The sequence below is a fragment of the Kribbella sp. VKM Ac-2571 genome, from assembly GCF_004362255.1.
Taxonomy (GTDB): Bacteria; Actinomycetota; Actinomycetes; order Propionibacteriales; family Kribbellaceae; genus Kribbella; species Kribbella pratensis.
This window is the reverse complement of record NZ_SNWS01000002.1, coordinates 34,068-57,191: the sequence shown is the minus strand read 5'-3', so window position 1 is coordinate 57,191 and position 23,124 is coordinate 34,068. Positions and strand designations below refer to the sequence as shown.

General features: G+C 69.0%; 22 protein-coding genes. 4 read left to right on the top strand and 18 right to left on the bottom strand.

The features are described 5' to 3' along the window. Positions 1-137: 137 nt before the first annotated feature. The 5 genes from EV651_RS04220 to groES all read right to left on the bottom strand — a co-directional run bounded on the left by EV651_RS04220 (position 138) and on the right by groES (position 5,046). Entirely contained in the window at positions 138-1,592 is a 1,455-nt protein-coding gene (locus tag EV651_RS04220) for a hypothetical protein (protein WP_133782223.1), read from the bottom strand. After that, positions 1,585-2,208 carry an RNA polymerase sigma factor ShbA gene (shbA, locus tag EV651_RS04215; RefSeq protein ID WP_133782221.1) on the bottom strand — a complete coding sequence of 208 codons (624 nt, stop codon included), beginning with the start codon at positions 2,206-2,208 and terminating at the stop codon, positions 1,585-1,587. Before shbA ends, EV651_RS04220 begins: the two co-directional genes overlap by 8 nt. Before the next feature lie 129 nt (positions 2,209-2,337). Further along, a complete protein-coding gene (locus EV651_RS04210; protein WP_238156654.1) occupies positions 2,338-2,742 on the bottom strand; it encodes a GNAT family N-acetyltransferase in 405 nt (134 codons plus the stop codon). 238 nt (positions 2,743-2,980) lie between these two features. Beyond that, positions 2,981-4,600, bottom strand: coding sequence for a chaperonin GroEL (gene groL, locus EV651_RS04205; RefSeq protein WP_133782218.1), 1,620 nt, complete (start codon positions 4,598-4,600; stop codon positions 2,981-2,983). A gap of 149 nt (positions 4,601-4,749) precedes the next feature. After that, a complete protein-coding gene (gene groES / locus EV651_RS04200) occupies positions 4,750-5,046 on the bottom strand; it encodes a co-chaperone GroES (RefSeq protein WP_133782216.1) in 297 nt (98 codons plus the stop codon). A gap of 265 nt (positions 5,047-5,311) precedes the next feature. Between groES and EV651_RS04195 the strand changes: the two genes are divergently transcribed. Both EV651_RS04195 and EV651_RS04190 read left to right on the top strand, forming a co-directional pair. Next, on the top strand, positions 5,312-5,926 hold the full coding sequence (locus tag EV651_RS04195) for a peptidoglycan-binding protein (protein ID WP_133782213.1): 615 nt from the start codon (positions 5,312-5,314) through the stop codon (positions 5,924-5,926). 9 nt (positions 5,927-5,935) lie between these two features. Further along, positions 5,936-7,105, top strand: a complete 1,170-nt coding sequence (locus tag EV651_RS04190; RefSeq protein WP_133782211.1) for a methyltransferase domain-containing protein — start codon at positions 5,936-5,938, stop codon at positions 7,103-7,105. Here EV651_RS04190 and EV651_RS04185 read toward each other — a convergent pair. Then, positions 7,063-8,052: a zinc-binding dehydrogenase gene (locus EV651_RS04185; RefSeq protein WP_133782209.1), complete on the bottom strand. Its 990-nt coding sequence runs from the start codon at positions 8,050-8,052 to the stop codon at positions 7,063-7,065. The genes EV651_RS04190 and EV651_RS04185 overlap by 43 nt on opposite strands. A gap of 54 nt (positions 8,053-8,106) precedes the next feature. On the opposite strand from EV651_RS04185, the gene EV651_RS04180 reads away from it, so the two are divergent. Continuing rightward, the gene (locus tag EV651_RS04180; RefSeq protein ID WP_133782207.1) at positions 8,107-8,895 is read left to right on the top strand and encodes a helix-turn-helix domain-containing protein; all 789 of its coding nucleotides are present in this window, start codon (positions 8,107-8,109) and stop codon (positions 8,893-8,895) included. Between the two features lie 83 nt (positions 8,896-8,978). Here the strand turns inward: EV651_RS04180 and EV651_RS04175 are convergent, their stop codons facing one another. The 10 genes from EV651_RS04175 to EV651_RS04130 all read right to left on the bottom strand — a co-directional run bounded on the left by EV651_RS04175 (position 8,979) and on the right by EV651_RS04130 (position 17,599). Further along, positions 8,979-9,689, bottom strand: coding sequence for a dienelactone hydrolase family protein (locus tag EV651_RS04175; RefSeq protein ID WP_133782205.1), 711 nt, complete (start codon positions 9,687-9,689; stop codon positions 8,979-8,981). Beyond that, the gene (locus EV651_RS04170; protein ID WP_133782203.1) at positions 9,686-10,132 is read right to left on the bottom strand and encodes a GNAT family N-acetyltransferase; all 447 of its coding nucleotides are present in this window, start codon (positions 10,130-10,132) and stop codon (positions 9,686-9,688) included. Before EV651_RS04170 ends, EV651_RS04175 begins: the two co-directional genes overlap by 4 nt. Continuing rightward, the gene (gene tsaD, locus EV651_RS04165) at positions 10,129-11,181 is read right to left on the bottom strand and encodes a tRNA (adenosine(37)-N6)-threonylcarbamoyltransferase complex transferase subunit TsaD (RefSeq protein WP_133782201.1); all 1,053 of its coding nucleotides are present in this window, start codon (positions 11,179-11,181) and stop codon (positions 10,129-10,131) included. Before tsaD ends, EV651_RS04170 begins: the two co-directional genes overlap by 4 nt. Next, the gene (locus EV651_RS04160; protein ID WP_133782198.1) at positions 11,178-11,627 is read right to left on the bottom strand and encodes a GNAT family N-acetyltransferase; all 450 of its coding nucleotides are present in this window, start codon (positions 11,625-11,627) and stop codon (positions 11,178-11,180) included. Before EV651_RS04160 ends, tsaD begins: the two co-directional genes overlap by 4 nt. Continuing rightward, positions 11,624-12,283 carry a tRNA (adenosine(37)-N6)-threonylcarbamoyltransferase complex dimerization subunit type 1 TsaB gene (gene tsaB / locus EV651_RS04155; protein WP_133782196.1) on the bottom strand — a complete coding sequence of 220 codons (660 nt, stop codon included), beginning with the start codon at positions 12,281-12,283 and terminating at the stop codon, positions 11,624-11,626. The genes EV651_RS04160 and tsaB overlap by 4 nt, the downstream gene beginning before the upstream one ends. 1 nt (position 12,284) lies before the next feature. Continuing rightward, positions 12,285-13,211, bottom strand: coding sequence for a tRNA (adenosine(37)-N6)-threonylcarbamoyltransferase complex ATPase subunit type 1 TsaE (gene tsaE / locus EV651_RS04150; RefSeq protein ID WP_133782194.1), 927 nt, complete (start codon positions 13,209-13,211; stop codon positions 12,285-12,287). Then, a complete protein-coding gene (locus EV651_RS04145; protein ID WP_133782192.1) occupies positions 13,208-14,326 on the bottom strand; it encodes an alpha/beta fold hydrolase in 1,119 nt (372 codons plus the stop codon). The genes tsaE and EV651_RS04145 overlap by 4 nt, the downstream gene beginning before the upstream one ends. A gap of 6 nt (positions 14,327-14,332) precedes the next feature. Continuing rightward, positions 14,333-15,487, bottom strand: coding sequence for an alanine racemase (gene alr, locus EV651_RS04140; protein ID WP_133782190.1), 1,155 nt, complete (start codon positions 15,485-15,487; stop codon positions 14,333-14,335). Positions 15,488-15,502: 15 nt separating this feature from the next. Next, positions 15,503-16,144 carry an HAD family phosphatase gene (locus EV651_RS04135; RefSeq protein ID WP_133782188.1) on the bottom strand — a complete coding sequence of 214 codons (642 nt, stop codon included), beginning with the start codon at positions 16,142-16,144 and terminating at the stop codon, positions 15,503-15,505. 228 nt (positions 16,145-16,372) lie between these two features. Further along, positions 16,373-17,599, bottom strand: a complete 1,227-nt coding sequence (locus EV651_RS04130) for a hypothetical protein (protein WP_133782186.1) — start codon at positions 17,597-17,599, stop codon at positions 16,373-16,375. Between the two features lie 252 nt (positions 17,600-17,851). Between EV651_RS04130 and EV651_RS04125 the strand changes: the two genes are divergently transcribed. Further along, the gene (locus tag EV651_RS04125) at positions 17,852-18,628 is read left to right on the top strand and encodes an META domain-containing protein (RefSeq protein ID WP_133783270.1); all 777 of its coding nucleotides are present in this window, start codon (positions 17,852-17,854) and stop codon (positions 18,626-18,628) included. Here the strand turns inward: EV651_RS04125 and EV651_RS04120 are convergent. Beyond that, positions 18,612-21,602, bottom strand: a complete 2,991-nt coding sequence (locus tag EV651_RS04120) for a PIG-L family deacetylase (protein WP_133782184.1) — start codon at positions 21,600-21,602, stop codon at positions 18,612-18,614. The genes EV651_RS04125 and EV651_RS04120 overlap by 17 nt on opposite strands. Before the next feature lie 92 nt (positions 21,603-21,694). Further along, the gene (locus EV651_RS04115) at positions 21,695-23,122 is read right to left on the bottom strand and encodes an NAD(P)H-hydrate dehydratase (protein ID WP_133782182.1); all 1,428 of its coding nucleotides are present in this window, start codon (positions 23,120-23,122) and stop codon (positions 21,695-21,697) included. Positions 23,123-23,124: the final 2 nt, after the last annotated feature.

The window sequence follows — 23,124 nt, the reverse complement described above, 5'->3', positions numbered from 1 at the left end:
AAAACGAGCACCTTTTGTACGGCGACAACGGAACCCCATCCTATCCGCGCCGCCACCAGGCCCCGAATCCGCCGTCCACAGGCCACCACAAGCAACCGCCCGCCACGGATCGTGGCGGGCGGTCGGTGGTCGAACGGTTACTTGATGGGCGCGTTCACGACGTCCAGGATCTGCAGCAGGCTGGCGTCGGCGGTCGAGCCGTACGTCCGGGCGATGGCGGCATGCTTGCCCTCGGCGTACGCACCGCTGGAGTGCTTGCCCTTCGGGTAGGCCTTGCGGACCGAGCCCGTGCTGACCGTCCCGCTCGCGTGCTTCCCGGTCGGCTTGGCGGCCGCCTTCTTCGCCGTCGCCTTGCTGGTCGTGACGGACTTGGCCGTCGCGTCGGGCGTGCCGAAGAACCGCTCGGTGGTTTCGTTCGCGACCGGCTCACCGCTCGGCGTCGGCAGGACCGGCGCCACGATCGTCTCGACCACGTCCGCGATTTCCTTGACCTGGTCCGGGACCTGCGTGACGTCGCTACCCGGCGTCTCACCGGCGCCCGAGGTGTCGGTGCCCGACGTGTCCGAACCGCTGGTACCGCCGGTGTCACCGGCGGGCGTGGTGGTGCTGTCCGAGCCCTGCGTGGTCTCCCCGTCGCTCGTCTGCCCCTCGCCCGCGCCGGCGCTCGGCGTGGCCGTCGGCTCACCGGTCGACGTGTTGTTGTCGCCCGTGCCCGTGTCACCCGTACCGGTGTCGCCGTTCGTCGGCGGCGTCGTGGTGGTCGGATCCGTCGGAGTCGGCGTGGGCGTGTCGGTCGGCTCGTCGGTCGGGGTCGTCTTCGGGGGGTCCGGCGGCGTCTCCGTCGTCTTCGTGTCCGTCGGATCGGTGGTCTTGGGGTCGGCCGGCTTCGTCGTGGTGGTGTCGGTCGGCTTCGCCGTCGTGGTGTCGTCCGTCGGCGTCACCTCGGTCGTCGGCTTGACGGGGCCCTGCGTCTTCTGCTCATCGATCGGCAGCGGGAACGCCACAGGCCTCTCGCCCGGTGGCACAACGACTTCGGGCGTTCCCTTGATGTCCTGCGCCTGCGGGTCGTCGCCGGCGGAGCCGCCCTTGCCCGCGTTCTCGGCGGCGTGCTGGGCCGTCGCCTTGGCCTGGAAGTCCTTGCCGACCTTGACGATCTTGCTCCGGTCCACGACCGGCAGTCCGTCGAGGTCCTCCTTCGGGAAGCTGGTCTGCGGACGGACCGCGTCGACCATCTTCTCGATGACCTTCTCGTACGGCGACAACGGGTCACCGGTGACCGCCGCGGCCACCCCGGAGACCGACAGCGCCGCCACCGCGGCGACACCGAACGCCAGACCGCGGGTCGCCATCTTGCGGGCGAACGGGTCGGTGACCGGGTTGAGCGCGGCGCAGCGCGCCAGGAAGCTCTCCGGATCGTCGATGGTCTCCACCGGGAGCTCGTCCTCGACCTCGACCGCCAGCCGCAGATCGGCCAGCAGTGCGACGGCCGGGTCGTGCTCGCCCGCCGCTCGGGCGGACTCCCCACCGGCGGCGAGCAGATCGAGCAGCGCGTCATCGGCCTCGATCGCGTCCAGGTCGAAACGGTCAGCCATGATGCCCCTCCCCTGCTCTTCCTCGTTCCAGCTCTGCTTCATGCCCCACAAACCCCCTGAGCGTGTTCAACGCCCGATGCTGTGCGACCCTCACCGCCCCCGGTGTCATCCCCAGTGCCCGGCCGGTCTCCTCGGCTGACATCCCCGCAACGACGCGCAGGCGCAAAATCTCCCGCAGTTTCTCCGGCAACTTTTCCAGCAGGCCCATGATGTGCTGGACCTCTGAGTGCCGAACCGCGCGCTCCTCCGGCGTCGGTGACTCGTCCGCGCCGTCCGGCAGGTCCGGCGTCGAGACGTCGGCGACCGCGAACGCACGCTGGGCATCGGCGACCTTGCGGGCCGCGATGCCGTAGACGAAAGCCTCGAAAGGCCTCCCCTCGTCACGATACCGGCCCAACGCGCCGAACACCGCGACACATACTTCTTGTGCGACGTCGTCGACCATGTCGGCGCCGCCGGGATAGGTCCACAAACGGGACCGTACGTAACGGTGCGCTACTGCGCGCACCCTGGTGAGCAGGTCATTGAGAGCTGTACGGTCCCCGTCGCCGGCCAGCGCGGCAAGATCCCTGAGCTCGACCCGGTCGTGGGTGTCAGGTACTCGGACCTCTGTCACCCCTTGCCCCCTCGTGTTCGGACCGGTCAGCCGTGAAAGATGGTACGGCGCTCAACTCTCATTGCATAGTGGCAATTCGTGATCAAGCCCCCCAAATGATCACAATCTGTCACTACTGACCAGTTCGATCTACGGCGCCGCGAAGCGGACCAGCTCGGACGCCTGCTCGCCGCCCCAGTCGATCGGCGTACGACCGACCTCGCGCCAGCCGGACCGTCGATAGAGGTGTACGGCGGCGCCGCGGTTGTCGACCACCTCGAGCGAGAGCTTCCGCCCGAGCTCGGCAGCGGTCGTCACGCAATGGTCGAGCAACTGCCGCCCGATCCCCTGCCGGGTCGCCTGCGGATCCACGAACAACCGCTCCACCTCGGCAGCATCACCCACAGCCGTCAGCACCACATGCCCCACGACCCGCGCGCCACTCACCGCGACCCAGCAACCCAGCCGGTTCTCCGGCGTCAGCCAGGTTCGCGGGTCAGCAGGCCAGTTGATCGGGTACGCCGCCTGCTCGTGCACAGCCCGCAACAGCTCCACGCAAACACCCAGATCGTCGTCACCCCGCGCCCGTATCAACACCCACCCATCCCACCAGATCCCCCCGACTCCCCCGTCGTACGGGGGTGGAGACAGGCGTCGGGGACAGGGGACGTGCAATTGCCTGTTCCGACTCACCGGGGCCTGTGCCCACATGCCCGCCGTACAACAGAGCACCGCCCGGCAGTTGCCTGCCGGGCGGTGCTTGGTGTGCTGTCGAACTACTGGTGCTGAGGGATCAGTGGCCGTGGCCGTGGCCGTGACCGGCTGCGGCGGGCTCTTCTTCCTCGGGCTTGTCGACCACCAGGGTTTCGGTGGTCAGCAGCAGCGCGGCGATCGAGCCGGCGTTGGCGAGCGCGGACCGGGTCACCTTGACCGGGTCCAGGACGCCCTGCGCCAGCAGGTCGCCGTACTCACCGGTGGCGGCGTTGAAGCCGCTGCCGGACTCGAGCTCGGCAACCTTCGCCGTCACGACGTAGCCCTCGTAGCCGCCGTTCTCCGCGATCCAGCGCAGCGGCTCGACGACCGCCTTGCGGACGATCCGGACACCGGTGGCCTCGTCACCGTCGAGCTCGAGGTCCTTGTCCAGCACGGTGGAGGCGTGCACGAGTGCGGAACCGCCACCCGCGACGATGCCCTCCTCGATCGCGGCCCGGGTCGCGGACACCGCGTCCTCGATCCGGTGCTTCTTCTCCTTCAGCTCGACCTCGGTGGCCGCGCCGACCTTGATGACGCAGACGCCGCCGGCCAGCTTGGCCAGCCGCTCCTGCAGCTTCTCGCGGTCCCAGTCGGAGTCGGTGCGCTCGATCTCGGACTTGATCTGGCTGACCCGGCCCGCGATGTCCTCGGCCTTGCCGGTGCCCTCGACGACGGTCGTGTTGTCCTTCGAGACCACGATCCGGCGCGCCGAACCGAGCACCTCGAGGCCGACCTGGTCGAGCTTCAGCCCGACCTCGGGGGCGACGACCTGTGCGCCGGTGAGCGCGGCCAGGTCCTCCAGCATCGCCTTGCGGCGGTCACCGAAGCCCGGCGCCTTGACGGCGACCGAGGTGAAGTTGCCGCGGATCTTGTTGACCACCAGGGTCGACAGCGCCTCGGCCTCGACGTCCTCGGCGATGATCAGCAGCGCCTTGCCGGACTGCACGACCTTCTCCAGCAGCGGCAGCAGGTCCGCGATCGCGGAGATCTTGCCCTGGTGGATCAGGATGTACGGGTCCTCCAGCACCGCTTCGCCGGCCTCGGCGTCGGTGATGAAGTACGGCGAGATGTAGCCCTTGTCGAACTGCATACCCTCGGTGAACTCGAGCTCGGTCCCGAAGGTGTTCGACTCCTCGACGGTGATCACACCGTCCTTGCCCACCTTGTCGAACGCGTCCGCGATCAGGCCGCCGATCTCGGCGTCCCGGGCGGAGATGGTGGCGACGTGGGCCATGTCGCCCTTGTCGTCGACCGGCCGCGCGGTCTCGACCAGCCTGGCCGACACGGCCTCGACGGCCGCCTCGATACCGCGCTTGAGGCCCATCGGGTTGGCGCCGGCGGCGACCGCCCGCAGGCCCTCGTGCACCAGTGCCTGCGCCAGCACCGTCGCGGTGGTGGTGCCGTCACCGGCGATGTCGTTGGTCTTGGTGGCGACCTCCTTGGTCAGCTGCGCACCAAGGTTCTCGAACGGGTCGTCCAGCTCGACCTCACGGGCGACGGTCACACCGTCGTTGGTGATGGTCGGGGCGCCCCACTTCTTGTCCAGGACGACGTAGCGGCCCTTCGGGCCCAGCGTCACCTTCACCGTGTTCGCGAGCTTGTCGACGCCACGCTCCAGCGCGCGCCGCGCGTTCTCGTCGAACTCGAGGATCTTCGGCATGAAGAAAACCAGTCCTTTTCCGTATGTCTCGTTGCAGGAGCGAGCGCTGTGTCCAACTCCGCCCCACCACCCCGGTCGGGATGCCGGACCCACTCCGCCCCGGCGCCAGAGGCTCCGGGGCGGTGTCAGTCAGGAACAGCGGGCGTTCGTCACTTGCTGACGACTGCGAGGATGTCGCGGGCGCCCAGGATCAGGTAGTCCTGACCGTCGTACTTGACCTCGGTGCCGCCGTACTTGGAGTAGATGACCTTGTCGCCGACAGAGACGTCCAGCGGGACGCGGTTGCCGTTGTCGTCGATCCGGCCCGGGCCGACGGCGAGGATCTCGCCCTCCTGCGGCTTCTCCTTGGCGGTGTCCGGGATCACCAGGCCGGACTTCGTGGTCTGCTCGGCTTCGAGCGGCGCGACGAGGACACGGTCCTCGAGCGGCTTGATCGTGACCGACACTTGCTGACCTCCACGGTCGAATTCGCTTGTCTGTGACATGTGGTCGCGCTCCCCTGCCGTCGCGGGGGTCAGGAGGCCGGACCGTTGGCACACTCACACCGAGAGTGCCAACACCGAATCTAGGCCGCGATTAGCACTCGGTCAACTCGAGTGCCAAACAATCTCCGGCAACCCGGTGATCGGGCGGGTACGGAATGTGGCCGAACGCTGGGCCGAACCCTCTGGCGCATGCGACCGTTCTCTCAGAGCGATCGGAGGAGAGGCCATGGCGTTCAAGGTACCGGCGCTGCCGAAGCTGTCCGGGCGGACGATCGCCCTGCTCGCCGCCGTCGGCGCGGTCGCCGTCGGGGCCGTCGCCGCCAACGCGTCGAAGAACCCGTCACCATCCGCCGCAAAGCCGTTGTCCACAGCGCCGGTCTCCGAAGCGCCGGCGGCCAAGGCGCCTGCCGACCAGCCTGTCGCCCACGACGCCACTGCCGCCGAACTGAGCGCAGCAGCCGCTCTGCCGCAGTGCAGGTCCGCCCGCCTCGTGCCGGTGAACCGGAGCTGGGGCATCCCGATGCCGTCGATCCTGGGCAGCACCAGCACCACCTGCAACCTGATGTACGGCGACGACCCGTACCGCGGCTCCAGCCGGACAGGCGACCCGGAGACCGCGATCCAGGTCCTCCAGCGCAACCTGAACTTCTGCTACGGCTCCAAGCTCGCTGTCGATGGCATCTACGGCAGCAACACCCGCGCGGTCGTCAAGACCGTCCAGCGCAAGCACCACCTGGTAGTCGACGGCATCTACGGCCCGAAGACCCGCTCCGCGATGAACTGGCGGCTGTACTCGATGGCAACCCGCAGCTGGAGCAGGACCTGTTCGAGCCCCCTTTAAAGTTGCCGGGTGAGTGTTACCGCGCTGCTCGACGGACCGGGCGCTGAGGTACTGGCTGCCGCCTGCGCCGAGTACCGCCCCGGCAACGAACTCCAACTCGTCGAGAAGCTCAGACGCCGGTACGACGCAACGCTTGTCACGACTGCGGTCACCCAAGCCGCACTGCGCCACCGCGCCGTCGCCAAGTTCGGACCGGACGCAGAACGCATGTACTTCACACCAGACGGCCTGGAGCAAGCCACCCGCACCACGGTGAGCACCCACCGAGCCGCACGGCTCGCAGCCACCCTGCTGGGCGCCGCCGTGGTCGATCTGGGATGCGGAATTGGCGGTGACCTCATCAGCGCCGCACGCGCCGGACTGCGTGTGACCGGTGTCGAACGCGATCCAGAGACAGCAGCCACCGCCCGCGCCAACCTGTCCGCACTGGGACTACCCGGCGAGGTACTGGTAGGCGAAGCCGAGTCCACCGACCTCACGCCGTACGACGTGGTTTTCGCCGACCCCGCGCGCCGGGCCGACGGACGGCGGGTGTTCGACCACAACGCATACTCGCCGCCGTGGTCGTTCGTCACCCAGCTCCTGCAGCGGACTGCGTGCGTGAAGGTCGCGCCCGGCATCCCGCACGACGCGATCCCCGAAGGTGTGGAAGCCGAATGGATCAGCGACTCCGGTGAGGTCAAAGAGGCCGCCCTCTGGTCGGGGCAGCTCTCCCCCGGCACGTCCCGGCGGGCCACGCTGCTCCCCGGCGGTGCGAGCGTCACCGACGCACCGGAAGCCGACAGCGGTCCGGTCGGCAGGTACATCTACGAGCCCGACGGTGCAGTGGTCCGAGCCGGTCTGGTCACTGCGGTCGCCGCAGCGGTCGACGGCTGGTTGCTGGATCCCCGCATCGCCTACGTCACGGCGTCGACGTACGTCCCAACTGCGCTGGCCTCGGCGTACGAGGTGCTGGAAGAGCTGCCCTACAAGGAGAAGGCGTTGCGCTCCTGGGTCCGCAACCAGGGCATAGGGACCCTGGAGATCAAGAAGCGCGGCGTGGATCTCGACCCGGCCCAGCTACGCAAGAAGCTCGCACCGAAGGGCTCCACGTCTGCGACCCTGATCATCACGCGTATCGGCCGCGACGCCGTCGCCTACTCGTGCCGCAGGGTGACGACCAGCTTCCCGGTCGCCTGATCGTCCTCCATGCACCGGTGCGCCGCGACGATCTCGTCCAGCTCGAAGACGCGGTCGACGTTCGGCCGGTAGACGCCGCTCTCGACCTCGCTCACGATCCGCTGCAGCACGTCCGCGCGACCCTTCATCGTCTCGCTGTGGAACGCCGTCAGCCGGGTCCCGGACGGGATCATCGCGATCGGCTCGAAGTCCTGGATCAACCACCCGCTGAGTGAACCCGCCACACACACCGTGCCGCCGCGACGGACCAGCCGCAGCGAGTCCACCGCCGTACGCGCGCCGACCAGGTCCAGAACGTACTCCGGTCCGTCCGGCCAGATCTCCCGCAGCGATCCGCCCAGCGATCCACCCAGCGATCCGCTGTCGTCGACCACCACATGGTCCGCGGTCAGCGCCTCGACCTTGCTCTCCTGCCGCGTCGTCACCGCGGTCTCGACCCCGGACCCGGCCGCGATCGCCGCAGCAGCCATCCCCACCGACGACGTACCGCCGCGAATCAGCAGCCGGCCGCCGCGCTCGATCCCCAACGCGTCCAACGCACCCTGCGCCGTCAGGTACGTCTCGGGCAGCGCGGCCAGCACCTCCCACGGCAGCGTGGTGCCGACCGGCATCAACGTTGCGTTCGGCAACAATGCGTACTCCGCATAGGCCCCGTCGTACACCCGGCCCATCTCTCCCATCACCGCCGCGACCGTCGTCCCTTCCGGTACGGCGGGATCGGTCGAGGTAGCCACGACGCCGACACATTCGATCCCGAGGACCCGCGGGAACCGCACCGACGGCGAATGCCCCTGCCGGGTCCGCAACTCCGACCGGTTCAGACCGGCTCCGTGGACCCGCAACAGACTCCAGCCGTCCCGAACCGCCGGCACCGGCAACTCGCGAAGCTCCAGCACTTCGGGGCCACCCGCCCGGACACACACCGCGGCACGCATCGTCGCACTCATGCCTTCACTCTCGCCGCAGACTGGCATGGCCGACCACCGATAGAATGCCAAGCTATGCCCGTTGGCCGCCAACCTCTCCGCTCGGAACTCTTTCCGTCCGCCGGCGCCCACCACTGGGCCTCGGGCGGCACGAGCCCGCTGCAGACGCACGACGAGGGACACCTGGTGTACGCCGCCCGCGGCGTCCTGGCCGTGCAAACAGATCGGGGTACGTCGATCGTGCCCGCCAACCGGATCGCCTGGACGCCGGCCGGGTTCACTCACCAGCACCGCGCCCACGGCGAGACCGACATGCGAATCGTGTTCCTCCCCGCACCCCTGGCCGAAAGCATCCCGGACCGTCCGGCCGTGTTCCTGGCGTCCGGCCTCGCCCGCGAGGTCGTACTCGCCCTGACGAGCCGCCACCTCGAGCCCGCCGCCCGTGCCCGCCTCCAACACGTTCTCGTCGACGAACTCCACGAGGCGACGGAGCAGCCACTGCAACTACCCGAACCGCGCGACGACCGCCTGCGCAGCATCGCCGAACTCCTCCGCGAGAACCCCGCGGACAACACGCCCCTCGCCGAATTGGGACGCAATGCCGGAGCCGGCGCCCGCACCCTGAGCCGTCTCATCCGCAACGAGCTCGGCATGACGTACTACGAATGGCGCACGCAACTCCGCATCTACCACGCTCTCGTCCTGCTCGCGGACGGCCACGACACCACGTACGTCGCACACGCCTGCGGCTGGGCGAACCCGAGCGGCTTCATCGCAGCCTTCGCCGCTGTCGTCGGCACGACGCCCGGCCGCCATCGCGCCCAACAATCAGGACTTGCGTTCGCCGCACATTCGAACATATGATCGATCTCACGAGCGGGTCTCCGGGCGACAAGCCGGCGGGCGAGGTGCTGCGTCCGCTGCCGCAACTCCCCGGAGACCCGCCACTAACTTGCCCGGAACCGTTCCTTCACGGCCATCCGGAGCCGGGCGATCGCGATCTCGCCGATCGCCGACGCCGTCTGATCGCGCACCGTCGGCAAGTGCTCGTCGCCACCACCGGCAGGGATCCCCGCCACGAACTCGGCTACCAGCCGGTTCCAGTTCTTCGCGCGCCGCAGCATCGCGTGCCCTTCCCCGGCGAGCGAATACGTCGTCACCGCTGTCCCGGCCGCACGCAGCCTCTGCACGTACGCCGCCGTGCCCTCGGGAGACGTGATCGTGTCGTCGGTCCCGTGCACGAACGTGACGGGCGGCCGAAGCGCGACGAGCGGCTCGTCGCGCGGCAGCCACGGCGCCAGCGCGAGCACGCCCGCCACCCGCGGATGATCGCCGGCGCCGACTACGGCTCGCCCGCCCATCGAGTGCCCGATCAGTAACACGCGCGAGATCACCGGCGGCAGCTCGTCCAGAACCGTCCGCAGATCGGTCGCCGCGTCGCCGGCGTCGTTCCAGCCGCGGAAGCGATACCGGACGAACCCGATCGCGGCGTTCGGCGCGACCGACCGCGCGGCCTGCGCGAACGGCCACAACCGCAGCACCGCAGGGCGCCACAGGTGCGGGTCGGAGTGCGAGCGCTCCTCCCCGCCGTGCGCGAGCAGCACCAGCTCGGTCGCGCCCGCCGGGTGCCGGACGAGATCGACACCCGGACGCCTCACGGCCGCACGTACAACTCGGCCGGTTCCCTGCGGATCGCCATCATCCGTCCAGGCGGCGTTTCGCTGAAACCGTACGACCGGTAGAGCTCGTGCGCGTCGGCGGTCGCCAGCAGGATCTGCCGCAGGCCCTTCAAGTCCGGATGCTCGAGCAAGGTCGACACGACGAACCGCCCGAGCCCGTGCCCCCGGTGCGACTCCAGCACGAACACGTCGGCCAGCCACGCGAACGTGGCCCGGTCCGTCACCATCCGCGCGTACGCGACCATCGCACCGTCCGCGCCGTATACGCCGAGGTTCAGCGAACCGGCGATCGCCCGGTCCACCACCTCCCGCGGGATCCCCTCGGCCCAGTACGACGTACTCAGGAAGCCCTGCACCACGTCGACGTCGATCCGCTCGGCGTCGTCGTCCGCCTCGAAGCCGTCCGGGCCGGTCCACCTCATTTGTTCAGTACCTCCGTGATCGGCATGGACGAGTCGGCAGGAAGGTCGAGTGGTGACGGCGCCTTCCCGGACCGGACCAGCTCCGAGCCCAGCGCGGCGACCATCGCGCCGTTGTCGGTACACAGGCCGGGCCGCGGCACCCGTACGGCGATACCCGCCGCGGACGCACGCTCCTCGGCCATCGCCCGGAGCCGCGAGTTCGCCGCGACACCGCCGCCGATCAGCAGGTGCTCGAAACCGCGGTCCTTGCACGCGTCGATCGCCTTGCGGGTCAGTACGTCGCAGACCGCTTCCTGGAACGCCGCCGCGACATGGTTCACCGGCACGTCCTCGCCGTCCCGCCGCCGAGCCTCGACCCAGCGCGCGACCGCCGTCTTCAACCCGGAGAACGAGAAGTCGAACCGGTGCCGCTCGAGGTCCCGCTGCGACGTCAGACCGCGCGGGAACGTCACGTACAGCCGGTCCCCGCCGTCCCGCGCCGCCTTGTCGATCCACGGCCCGCCCGGGAACGGCAGCCCGAGCACCCGAGCCACCTTGTCGAACGCCTCACCGGCCGCGTCGTCGATGGTGCTTCCCATCGGTACGACGCCGTCGGTGATGTCCTCGACCGCGAGCAGGGACGAGTGCCCACCGGACACCAGCATCGCGACGCAGCCCTTCGGCAGATCGCCGTGCTCCAACGTGTCCACCGCGACGTGCGCCGCCAGGTGATTCACGCCATAGATGGGTTTGTCCAGCGACAGCGCCAGCCCCTTGGCCGCGGCAACGCCGACGAGCAACGCGCCGGCCAGACCGGGCCCGCTGGTCACCGCGACCGCGTCGACATCGGTCGGTTTGATACCGGCCGTCTCGCAGGCCCGCCGGATCGTCGGCACCATCGCCTCGAGGTGCGCCCGGCTGGCCACCTCGGGGACGACCCCACCGAACCGGGCGTGCTCCTCGACACTGGACGCGATCGCGTCGGCGAGCAGCGTCTGCCCGCGCACGATCCCCACTCCGGTCTCGTCACACGACGTCTCGATCCCCAGAATCAGGGGCTCTGTAGTCACTGTTCCTCCCGCCACCGCATGATCACCGCATCCTCGCCGGCGCCGTAGTACCCGCTGCGCCGGCTGATCTCCTCGAAGCCGAAGCCCCGGTACAACCCGATCGCCGATTCGTTGCCCGCGGCAACTTCCAGTAACACCGTCCGCCCGGCACAGCGGTCCAACGCCGCCGTCAGCAACTGCCCGCCGATCCCGGTACGGCGCTCTGCCGGGGTCACCGCGATCCGCAGCACCTCGACCACATCAAGCGCGACCGGAGGCAGCAGCAGTACGACGTACCCGACGAGCGCGCCCTCGTCCGCCACCAGGACGACCCGGTCCTCGCTCAGCCGGTCGAACTCGTCAGCCCAGGCGCCCGTGCCCCAGGCAGCCTGGCCGAAGCACAGCTCGTCCAACGCGACCAGCTCAGCCTGGTCGTCCGAACGTGCCGCTCTGATCGCAGGTCTCACAGCACACTCTTCGGGCCGCTGGACATGGTCACGTCCGGCCGGCGCAGGTACAGCGGATCCGGCGCGACGACCTCGAGCGTCCCGGTCGCCACGCCCGTCGCCAGCACGTCGGCCGACGGGTACTCCGGGACCTCAACAGCGGTCACGCCCAGCGCCTCGGCGTACAGCACCGCGCCGCGGCCGATCACGGGCAGCCCGGACAGCACGTGGGCGACCTCGGCAGGCTTGTCGACCGCAGGTCCCTCGAGCCGCCGACGACTGCCGTCCGCGGCCGGCCCGTCGTACAGCGCCCAGTAGATCTCCTTGCGCCGCGCGTCTGTCGCGACCGCGACAGGCAACGTCAGCGTCGACTGCCGGGCGAGGATGTCGAGGCTGCACACGCCGGACACCTCGATCCCCAGCACCTCGCCCATCGTCCGAGCCGTCACGAGTCCGACCCGCAGCCCGGTGAACGGGCCCGGGCCGACGCCGACCGCGATCCCGGTCAGGTCGCGCGGCGTGACTCCTGCCGTTTCCAGCGCCGCTGCGATCGCGGGCGCGAGGAGTTCCCCGTGGCGCAACGCGTCGACGGTCGTCGACGAGGCCACGATCTCGCCGGCCGGCGTGGCCAGTGCGACAGTGACAGCGGCACTCGAGGTGTCGAAGGCAAGCAACATGTCAGTTCTTCTCCAGTACAGATACCTGGACGCCGGAGGCGGCCCATCGCGGACCCACCGGAGTGATCCGCAGCGACCGTGTCTCGTCGGTGTCGTCGTCGCCACGGGTCACCACGATGTCCAACCGATCAGGCGCCAGCGCCTCGGCCAGCCCATGACCCCACTCGACCACTGTGACCGCGTCCTCCAGGCTCGCATCCAGGTCGAGATCGTCGAGCTCGGCGAAGCCGCCGATGCGGTACGCGTCGACGTGCACCAACGCGGGTCCACCGGACAGCGACGGGTGCACGCGCGAGATCACGAACGTCGGCGACGTGATCGCGCCGCGCACCTTCAGCCCGACGCCGAGCCCTTGCGTGAACGTCGTCTTGCCGGCGCCCAGATCACCGGACAGCACGAGTACGTCGCCCGCCCGCAGCTGACCGGCCAGCTCCTCGCCGATCGCCTGCATCTCGTCGGCGGTCGGCACGGTCAACTCGAGGGGCATCGCCTTGGCGAAGGTCAGGTTGTGCGCCTGCTGGTCGACGACGGAGTACCCACGCCGCCTCCAGAACTCCACGGTGTCCGGCAGTTCGACCCGCGCGATCAGGTTCACCCGGCTGAGCCCCCGACGTACGGCGACCTCCTCGGCGCAACCGACCATCGCCGAGGCGACGCCACGGGCTTGGTACCGGGGGTCGACGGACACGCGGCGCAGGTTCAGGACGTCACCGACCTGCTCGAACAGCACCGCCCCGAGCGGAACGCCGTCGCTCAGCACCAGCAGCCCGCCGTGCTCGGCGATCGCCGCCGCCACGGTCGTCGCGTTCTCGGACAACGCCGTCGCCGGCGGGTCGAGAACCCGGCGCGCGGAGAAGGCATGGTGGATCACATTGACGATGTCGTCGACATGTTCCTGGGTGGCGTCGACGACGTGAAGGTCTGTCATGAGGGTCCTAGAGATTGTTCGGCTCGCTCGATCATCCCAAGGAGGGCCGCGGTGAATTCACGGTGGTGCTCGATCAGGCCCAGATGACCGCAGTTCTTCACCTCGACCAGCTCGGCGCCGGGCACCCGCCGGACGATCTCCTCGGCGTGCGCGAACGGTGTCAGGTGGTCCTTGTCGCCGCCGACGACCACGCACTCCACCTTCTGCAGCGGCTCCAGGGAGTCGTACTTGTCGTGCAGCGCGAAGATCGGGTAGAACTCCGCGATCACCTCGATCGGCGTCGCCGCGATCATCTCGTTGACGAACTCGGTGAACGCCGGCGGCACCTCGGAACCGAACGAGTACTTCCGGGTCAGCAGGTAGCTGATGTCCGTACCGGCCTTCCGGCTGCGCTCGACCACGTCCGGGATCCGGGCCAGCGCGGCGACCGTCGGCGTGGCCAGCGCCCGCGCGAGCATGCCGACCTTGCCCGGGAACACGATCGGCACCTGGTCCAGCCCGCCGGCGCTGGTCGAGCACAGGCCGACACCGATCACCCGGTCGCCGAACAGCTCGGGATGCTGCTCGGCGAGCGCCATGATCGTCATACCGCCCATCGAGTGACCGATCAGGATCACCGGCCCGGTCGGCGCGAACCGCTCGACGATCCCGTACAGGTCCCGGCCGAGCTGGTCGATGCTGACGTTCGCCTTCGCGGACCGGCCGGAGCGTCCGTGCGAGCGCTGGTCGTAGAACACCATCGTCCCGATGCCGGCCAGGTCACGGCGCTCGAAATGCCAGGCGTCCATGTTCAGGCCGTAGCCGTGCGCGAAGATCACGGTCAGGTCCTCGGGCGGCAACGGCAGCTTCCGGCCGAGCCGGCGCTTCGGCGGCGGTGCGGGTCGCCGCGAGCGCTTCAGCTCGTCCACCTCGACGTACAGCTCGACGCCGTCGTCGGCGGTGAAGATGTACGGCGTCCCGCGCTGGGACCCGAACGGCTCGGCCTCCAACTGCTTGCGTTGCCCTGAGCGCCGGCCGATCACCTGGCGCTCGACCGCGACCCCGGCCGCGGCTCCTGCGGCCAGCACTCCGACCGCGGCCCCGATCAGACCAGCAGTCCGCCCTGCTTTGGACATGCCGGTCTACCTTTCGACTGGGGCGCTGTCGATGTACCTGCGTGGGATCCGGACGCCCAGGCGAGTGACGATCTCGTAGTTGATGGTCCCGGCCGCGTCGGCCCAGTCGTCCGCGGTCGGCTCGCCCGACGTACCCGGGCCGAACAGCACGACCTCGTCGCCCGCCGCGGCCTGGTCGTCCTCGAGGTTCACGACGCACTGGTCCATACAGATCCGGCCGACGATCGCACGCCGTACGCCGTACGCCTGGACCGGTCCGCCGTTCGAGGCGTGCCGCGGCAGCCCGTCGCCGTACCCGAGCGGAATCAGGCCGAGCGTCGACGGCCGCGGCGCAGTCCAGGTCAGCCCGTACGAGACGCCGGCGCCGGCCGGCACCCGCTTCACCATCGCCAGCCGCGCCTTGAGCGTCATCGCCGGCCGCAGCCCGAGCTCGGACGACGGCAGCGCATGCCCGAACGGCGACAGTCCGTACGTCGCGACGCCCGGACGGACCAGGTTGAAATGGGTCTCCGGCAACGCCAGCGTGGCACCCGAGTTCGCGAGGTGCTTGAACTCGGCGTCGATACCGAACGACTCGGCGACCTCGATCGCCTCGGTGAAGGTCGCCAGCTGGGACTCGTTCGCCGGGCTCTTCGGCTCGTCCGAGGAGGCCAGGTGCGACCAGATGCCCTTGATCTCGATCCGCCCGGACGCCTGCGCGCGGACGGCGGCGCGGATCAGCGCCGGCCACTCCTCCGGTACGGCGCCGCCGCGGGACATCCCGGTGTCGATCTTGAGGTGCACCCGCGCCGGGCGATCCCGCACCCCGGCGACGAGTTCGTCGATCTCCCAGGGCGCGCCCGCGGACAGGTCGATCCCGGCCTCGATCGCGTCGGCCAGCGGCTCGCCCGGGGTGGTCAGCCAGCAGAAGATCGGCCCGGTGTCACCGGCCGCGCGCAGTCCGAGCGCCTCCTCGAGGACCGCGGCGCCGATCCAGTCCGCACCGGCCTGGCGGGCAGCCCGGGCGACCGGCACCATCCCATGCCCGTACCCGTCGGCCTTGACCACGGTCATCAGCTGCGCACCCTCGGCGCGGGCACGCAGCGTGCTGACATTGTGACGAATCGCAGCCAGATCGACCACGGCCTCAGCACGGACCGGACGTGACTCAGGAGTAGACATGGTCGTTCCAGTGTCTCAGGCTCCGTCGATGAGGGCTGCGAGGGCCGTCATGTTGTGGAAAACCGTGTCGGCTTCGGAAAGTTTCGCGGGGTCGGTCATGCCGGCGTACCCGAAGACCTTCATGCCGGCGGCGACCGCGGCGGCGACGCCCAGCGGGCTGTCCTCGACGACCAGGCAGTCGGCCGGTTTCACGCCCATCGAGGCGGCCGCGTGCAGGAAGAGATCGGGGGCGGGCTTGCCGTGCGCGACGTCCTCGGCGCTGAAGATCCGACCCTCGAACCGGTGCAGGAAGCCGACCGCGGTCAACGCCGTACGGATCCTTCGATGGGTGCCCGAGGAAGCGAGGCAGTACCTGACGCCGCGCTCGTCCAGGTGGTCGAGAACGGCCTCGACCCCCTCGATCGCCTGCAGGTTCGCAAAGCCGTCGAACAGCCGCTGGTGGTACCGGTCCTCGAGATCCGCGGGCAGCGGCCGCCCGAGCTGGGCCTCCGCCTTCTGGCGCATCGACGCCATGGACCCGCCCATGAAGTCCCGCACCGTCTCCTCGAAGGTGTACGGCAACCCGGCCTCCGTGAGCAGCTCAGCCAGAATCGTATTGGCCAACCGCTCGGAGTCCACCAACACACCGTCGTTGTCGAAAATCACAAGTCCAGTCACACAGAAACCCTAAGGTGTGTCTCCCGGTTCCACGCCGTCGCGAGGAGGTGCTCGGTGCGGTGCATCGGCGTGCGGGGGCGAAGGTCTCGATGCGGAGCATCGTGGCCTTTGCACCCGTGCGGCGAGGTGCCGTGCCGAGTGCCCCGCAGTAGGCGTGGGACCGGGAGACACACCTTCGGCGGCCACCGCGTGAATGCGGTGGCCGCCGGGTTTGCGAGAGCGGGAGGGTCAGTTCTCCTGGATGGAGAAGTCGGTGAAGTTGAAGCGCTGCTTGGTGTTGCCGGTAGACACCACCTCGACGCCGAAATCGACCTGCCAGGTGGTGGCCTTCGGGGTCCAGCCGCGCTTGGCCATGTCGTTGAAGAAGCTGGCCAGCGGCATCGTCCCGGACTTCTGCGTCACCTGCGACACGTACGCGGTGTAGCCGTTCTCGTGCCAGACGTCGTACGTGAAGCCGCCGAACGTCACGGTGCCCACCTTGTCGCCGCCCGGGACCTGGTTCTTGTTGTCGGTCCAGATCATCAGCTCGTTGTTCAGCCCGTCACCGATCCACGCGTCGAACGCGACGTTGTAGATGCAGGCCGGGCAGTTGGCGGGCGTGCTCGCCGCGAACTTGGCCGACTGGATCTTCGACAGCGGTACGTCGTTGTAGTCCTTGTGCACGTTCGGGTACGCCTGGACGCCCTTGTCACCGGGCAGCGGCTGCGTGACGTCGAGGAACCAGTTGTTGTAGTTGCACGCACTCAGCGTGTAGGTCCCGTTGTCGTTGTTCCACATGTTGTTGTGGACGTAGTACGCACCGAACGCCCGCCCGTCGCCCTGGTTGTTCGTCGAGGTGGTGACGAACGACGGGCTCGTGCACGTCTGGCTCGGGCTGGTCGTCGACGTAGGTGTCGTCGAAGTGGTGGAAGGAGACGTCGGGGTCGACGCCGGCGGCTTCGTCGGAGTGGTGCTCGTCTGGGTCGGCGTCGCAGTCGGAGTGCTCGACGTCGGGGGCTTCGTCGGAGTGCTGCTGGTGGTCGGGGCTGTGGTCGGGGACGGGGTCGTCGGCTGGCCTGCTACGGCGGCGAAGTCGTAGTGGACGGTGTAGGTCACCTTGGTGCCGGCCTGATACTTCTGGCCGTCGTAGCGGAGCGCGCGCAGCCGGTAACTCTGGTCGGTGGTGCGGCGCGGGTCGATCGACACCATCGCGGGGCCGGAGGCGGTCGCGGTGATCGCGACCGGCTTCTGTCCGAAGCCGTGCAGGACGGTGCAACCGGAAGAGGCGTCGAGGACGCAGGTCTCCACGCGTCCGACGTTGGGCAGGGCTGTCACCGTGCTGTCCGCGGCGTTCGCGGTCGCGACCGGCGAGTCCTTGGACGCGTGTACGACGATCGGTAGCGCTACCAGACCGGCGACAGCGACGAGGGCCGCGGGCAGAATCGCGCGACTCCGGGCAGTTCGGGTGAGGGGCATGCGAAAAGTTCCTTAGTGTGCTCGACGAGTCGCGCTGCATGCCCCAGAACTCCAGCGCGGCCCTCAACTGATCGATTGGACGAATCCCCAGAAGGGCCAGTTCGGCTGGCCTTGTCGTGCTGTTCGCTCTCGCGTACGGCCGTGACGTTATCGAACCGTGATCAGATCTGCCAACTCCGCCCCCTGAATTAACCAACCCTTCACTTGCAACGGTAGCGCCCCAGGCGGCGTCCTCTAGGTGTGAACAAACGGATGATCGCGCTTGCCGGGACCGGGTTGCTGCTGTTGAGCGCCTGCGGAAACGACGTGGGAACCGGGGGTTCGGGGACCGGGGGTTCACTGACCGGTCGGACGTTCTTGTCAACGTCGGTGACCGAGAACGAGAAGCCTCGACCACTCGTTGCGAAGACCCAGGTCCGGCTGGAGTTCACCACCGACGGCCGGCTGTCGTGGGACGCCGGCTGCAACTCGTCGCAGACTTCGGTCTCGACCTCCGAGGGCAAGCTGAGCCTCGGCAAGGAGATCATGTCGACATTGATCGGCTGTATGGGCGCTCAGCAGGCTCAAGATTCCTGGATCGCCGGCGTTCTCTCGGCGAAGCCGACCTGGAAGCTGGACGGCGACAAGCTCGTGCTCAGCACCGAGAGCACGACGATCTCGCTGCTCGACAAGGAGACCGCGCAGCCCGACCTCGCCCTCGACGGCACGAAGTGGAAGCTGACCACGGTCGTCTCCGGCGAATCCGCGTCGCACCAGGCCGGCTTCGAGAAGGTCTGGCTGACACTCAACGGCGAACGCGTCACCGGATCGACCGGTTGCAACGAGTTCCAGGGCGTGGTCGCGCACGACACCGGCAAGGTCACCTTCGGCGAGCTGGCCACCACACGCCGGGCGTGCGCCGGGGACGCCGCCACGGTGGAATCCCTTGTCCTGAAGGGATTGAAGGGCGAGCTGACCTACCAGATCGACGGCTCGACACTACAACTACGCTCCGCCGCCGGCGGCCTGGACTTCACCGCAGCCCGCTGACCGGCCAGCCGATGCGGATGTCGAAGGCTTGGACCTCGTTCTTCGCCGTCTCGTAGGAGATGAGCAGGTGGCCGCGGTCCTTCAGCTGCTGCTGTTGGGACGCCGTCAACGGGATCGTCCAGTGCTGCACGCCGCGGGTGACCTGCCGAGTGGCCTGCTTCACCAGATGACCGCTCATGTCCGGTGACCACGGCGGCGTCGCGCCGTCGGTGATCGCACACGGCGTGAACCCGTAGTCCGGCGGCGGGTCGGTCGTGCACGACGTCGTCCACACCGGGATCGCGCCGAGCTGACCACTGGTCAGGAAAGCGCGAGCAGTTCCGTTTCCTTTCGACGACGTGACGAGGTGTACGGCGTCGCCACGCACGGCGGAGGACAGGATCTCGAGGTCGTCGGTCGGCACCCGGCCGGAGATCGGTACGCCGTTGCGCGCGGACTGCGCAATCGTTTGCGGCGACAGGGCGCCGTTCAGGTTCGGGTTCGACACGTCCGGCGGCGCCGGCGTGGTGGGGCGGTCCGCCGGCGGTGTATACCCGGGCAGCGTGGCGAGCCCCCAGCGGTACGGGTCGGACTGCACGGAGCCGAGCGCCGACCACCCGAGACGCGTACTCATGTCGATATGCCGCAACGTCGTCGTACCGGCAGCCGAGGTGTCGTCGTTGTCGTACGGCGTGATGTTCAGCCCGAGCCGCGCCGGGTCGACGGCGGACGGGAGGTCGGCGAGCGGGATCTTCACCTCGAGGTCGTAGCCTCCGCCGGCGTATGCGTGCGGGACCGTGGTCTGGTTGCTGCCGACCCACTGCGCGGTCGACGCGACCTGCACGCCGGGCGCGTTGCCGGTGTCGAGGGCACCGCTCGAGTAGCCCTGGTGGTTGTCCGCGTCGCGTTCCCAGCACGGGCCGCCGCTCTGGCTGAACGGGAAGATGCCGAGTTTGAACGTGTTCGCGGTGTCTTTCAGGTCCTGGGACGCGGTGCCGCGCGGGTCGAGCAGGATCTCGACCGAGTCGGCCTGCCAGTGACCGACGCATTCCTCCGGTGTCACGGCGTACGACTGGTAGTCGTCGCGGACGTGGATGAAGAAGTAGAGCGCGTCGCCGGACCAGCTGACCTTGGCCGTATTGCCTTCTCCTGTTGACGAAACGCCGCAGTCGTCGACGCCGCTGCAGGTGCTCGCGCCCTGCCAGATGCGGCCGAGGTCGAGCGTCGGGCCTGGGTACTCACCTGGGTTCGCCTTGCCGTCGACGACCGGCGTCGCCTGCGGGATCACTGTCGTCGGGACGAGCGTGACGGTCAGCGTCTCGCTACCGGCGGCGGCCTGTCCACCTCTCCCTCCGCCGTAGGACGTTCTGATCGGGATCGCCACGTTCTGCTGGGCGGGCAAGGTCGTGTCGGTGTTGGTCAGCTTGAACGTGACGGTGGCGTCCGCGCCGGGTGCGAGGTCGTACGGCTTGGCCTGCGCGTCCACGGTGAAGTTGGCCGGGAGGTCAAGGGACACGGCGCCGGTCTGCTGCTTGGCGGACCAGTTGTGGACGACGACCGGTACGTCGATGGTCTGGCCGATCCCCATCGACTGGATCGCCTGCGAGCGGCCGAGGCGGTTCGCCTGCGGTGCGGTGTTCTGCAGCCACTCGTCGTACTCCTGCCAGTTCCCCCAGCGCTGGAAGCGTCCTTCGGCGGCGGAAACGATCCGTACAACGTTTTCCGTGTAGCCGGTCGCATGCTCGGTGGTGGTGTAGAGCGCGGAAATCTTCGCGTTCTGGTCGACGGTCGCGGTGGCAGCGGGCGTGACGGTGAAGGTGACGTCGGCGCTCGATCCCTTGCGGACCGGTTTCGGGCCGTCGGTCGACCAGCCCGCCGGCACCGTCAGCGCGACGTTGCCTTTGGCAAGTTTTCCGCGGAGGTGCACGGTGGCCTGGAAGGGTTCACCGGCGACGTGGTAGAACCTTTCGAAGGTCAGGTACTCGAGCGTTCCGAGCGGCAGTCCGCCCGGATCGGGTTTGGTCGCTCCGAACAGGATCGCGTCGTCGCGGCCGGCTGCCGCGTTGCTGTTCGGCTGGAACGGTACGAACGACTCGGTCATGCCGAACCGCGGACAGGCGGGAACCGACGTGCCCTTGTACATCACGCGGCTCTGGGTCGGGTACGCCGCGCGGCCTTCGTCCGCGACCTGCTGCCAGATCTTCGGCGTACCAGCGGTCTGCCCTTGCGTGTTACCGGCCGGCCAGGTGTACGGCGAGTTGTAGCCGGTCCACACGCCCGCGACGGTGTCCAGGCCGGTCGGGGTGAATCCGGTGGTGCAGTTCGCCGAGGTCGTCGTACCGCCGATGCCTGCGGTGGCACCGCCGGAAAAGACCTTCTTCACCTGCCAGGTGCTGAGCGCGTGCGGACCCTTGAGTTGCTCGGGGAACATGTTCGGATCCGCGGCCGCGAGGACGCCTTCCCAGATCAGGCGGCCGGCCTGCTGATGGTTTCCGTGGCCGGCCGCAAGGGTCGGGGTGAAGCCGATGTAGATCTCCGGCTGCGTCTCACGGATCACCCGCGTGACCCTCCGGAGCGTCTCCTGCTCGTCCCAGAAGTACTGCGTCAGCGGCGCGCTCTGGTTGTAGAAGAAGTCGATCCGGTCGAGGTTGAAGATGTCGACCGTGCCGGAGCGGTAGTGCGCGACGCGGTCCTCGTTCTCGCGCCGCAGACCGAGCTCGGGGCCGAGTTCGGGGCCGGTCGCGTTCCCGCCGCCCTCACCTCGGGTCACCATGATCACGCCGCACTTGACGCCGTACTGCTGATGCCAGACACCGCACGGCCCGATGATGCTGGTGTCGTCGTCCGGATGGGCCCACTCCCCCATCACGTCGATCTTCGTCTGCCGATCAGCCACGTACGGCTGACTCGTCTGGGCCGTCTGGGTCTGGGCCACGGCCGGCACCGGCAGCACGGCAAGCAGGACAAGAATCACGAACCCGGCGAATCGCTTCACGTGCACACTCCAAAGGCGGCGGAGGCAACGCTCCAGTCCTACGTCCGCACCACAGAGCCGCGCAACCGCTTACCGCGCGTCCTCTGCTGGGTTCAGCTCAGGAGGCGGCGGGTTGCTGCGGGGAGGGCTTGGGCGACGGAGATGGCCGTGATCGGTCCGCCGTCGGATGCGAGGCTGGCCGCGGCGGCGTGCAGGTACGCGCCGACGCTCGCCGCGTCGAGGGCGGTCAGACCGCCGGCGAGGAGAGCGCCGCAGAGTCCGGCGAGCACGTCGCCCGCACCGGCCGTCGCCAGCCATGGAGTGGCGTTCGTGTTCACCCGGACCTCGCCGTCCGGGCCGGCGATCACGGTGGTGGAGCCCTTGAGCAGGACGGTCACGTCGAAGGTCTCGGCCGCGAGCCGCGCGTACTTCAGCCGCTCGGCCTCGACGGTCGCGCGATCGACCCCAAGCAGTCGAGAGAGCTCGCCTGCGTGCGGTGTGATCAGTACGTCGACGTGGTCGCCGGAATCGTCGAGCGCTTTCAGACCGTCCGCGTCCAGGACAACGGGCTCCTCGGCGTCGAGCACCTCCCGGATCCGGGGGACGTCGAGGTTGTCGCCGAGCCCGGAGCCGATGGTCCACGCCTGCACCCGGCCGTCGCCGACGACCTCCGGGTGAGCTTCGCGGACGGCGCTCGCCACCGCGTCCGGACCGACGTACCGCACCATGCCGACGGGTCCGGCGAGAGCGCCCGCGGTCGCGATCACCGCAGCGCCGGGGTACTGGGTGGAGCCGACCATCAGGCCGAGTACGCCGCGGGAGTACTTGTCGGACTCGCCGTGCGGGACGGGATAGAGCGCTTTGATGTCGGCGGCTTGGAGCGCCTGCACTTGCGCGGGTGGGAGGTCGAGGCCGATGTCGACGAGGTGAACCGGGCCGCAGGCTGTGGCGGCGGGGTCGACGAGATGGCAGATCTTGTGCGTGCCGAACGTGACGGTGAGCGCGGCGTTCACGTGCGGCTCGGGCGTCTCACCGGTGTCCACGTCGACACCGGACGGCGTGTCAACAGCCACGATCGGTACGCCGTACCGCTCGGCCACCTGCACCACAGCAAGCGCCTCTGGCCGAAGCCCCGGCCGCCCGCCGATCCCCACAATCCCATCCACCACAACGTCGGCCCCGGCAACAGCACTCTGGGCGGCCGTGCTGTTCGATATGGTCGACTTTGTGGCGGGGATTGCTTGTCCGCCTGCTGTTTTGAGGGCACCGAGACCTGCTGGATGCGGCTTGTCCGACAGCAGGACGGCGGTGACCTGGGCGCCGCGGCGGGCAAGGTACGCCCCGGCGTACAGGGCGTCGCCGCCGTTGTCGCCGGAGCCGATCAGGAGGACGACGCGGGCGCCGTACGTGCCGCCGAGGAAGTTGCTGATGGCAACCGCCAGCCCGGTCGCCGCGCGCTGCATCAGCGTGCCCTCCGGCAGCCGCGCCATCAAGGCGGCCTCAGCCGCCCGGACTTGCTCAACGGTATGCGCGCTACGCATGG

Coding starts and splice junctions, on each gene's coding strand:
- EV651_RS04180 (WP_133782207.1), top strand. CDS start 8,107: ATGCCCGTTGGCCGCCAACCTCTCCGCTCGGAACTCTTTCCGTCCGCC.
- tsaB (WP_133782196.1), bottom strand. CDS start 12,283: ATGTTGCTTGCCTTCGACACCTCGAGTGCCGCTGTCACTGTCGCACTG.
- alr (WP_133782190.1), bottom strand. CDS start 15,487: ATGTCTACTCCTGAGTCACGTCCGGTCCGTGCTGAGGCCGTGGTCGAT.
- groL (WP_133782218.1), bottom strand. CDS start 4,600: ATGCCGAAGATCCTCGAGTTCGACGAGAACGCGCGGCGCGCGCTGGAG.
- EV651_RS04125 (WP_133783270.1), top strand. CDS start 17,852: ATGATCGCGCTTGCCGGGACCGGGTTGCTGCTGTTGAGCGCCTGCGGA.
- EV651_RS04145 (WP_133782192.1), bottom strand. CDS start 14,326: ATGTCCAAAGCAGGGCGGACTGCTGGTCTGATCGGGGCCGCGGTCGGA.
- EV651_RS04115 (WP_133782182.1), bottom strand. CDS start 23,122: ATGCGTAGCGCGCATACCGTTGAGCAAGTCCGGGCGGCTGAGGCCGCC.
- tsaE (WP_133782194.1), bottom strand. CDS start 13,211: ATGACAGACCTTCACGTCGTCGACGCCACCCAGGAACATGTCGACGAC.
- EV651_RS04195 (WP_133782213.1), top strand. CDS start 5,312: ATGGCGTTCAAGGTACCGGCGCTGCCGAAGCTGTCCGGGCGGACGATC.
- EV651_RS04170 (WP_133782203.1), bottom strand. CDS start 10,132: ATGAGGTGGACCGGCCCGGACGGCTTCGAGGCGGACGACGACGCCGAG.
- EV651_RS04220 (WP_133782223.1), bottom strand. CDS start 1,592: ATGGCTGACCGTTTCGACCTGGACGCGATCGAGGCCGATGACGCGCTG.
- EV651_RS04185 (WP_133782209.1), bottom strand. CDS start 8,052: ATGAGTGCGACGATGCGTGCCGCGGTGTGTGTCCGGGCGGGTGGCCCC.
- EV651_RS04130 (WP_133782186.1), bottom strand. CDS start 17,599: ATGCCCCTCACCCGAACTGCCCGGAGTCGCGCGATTCTGCCCGCGGCC.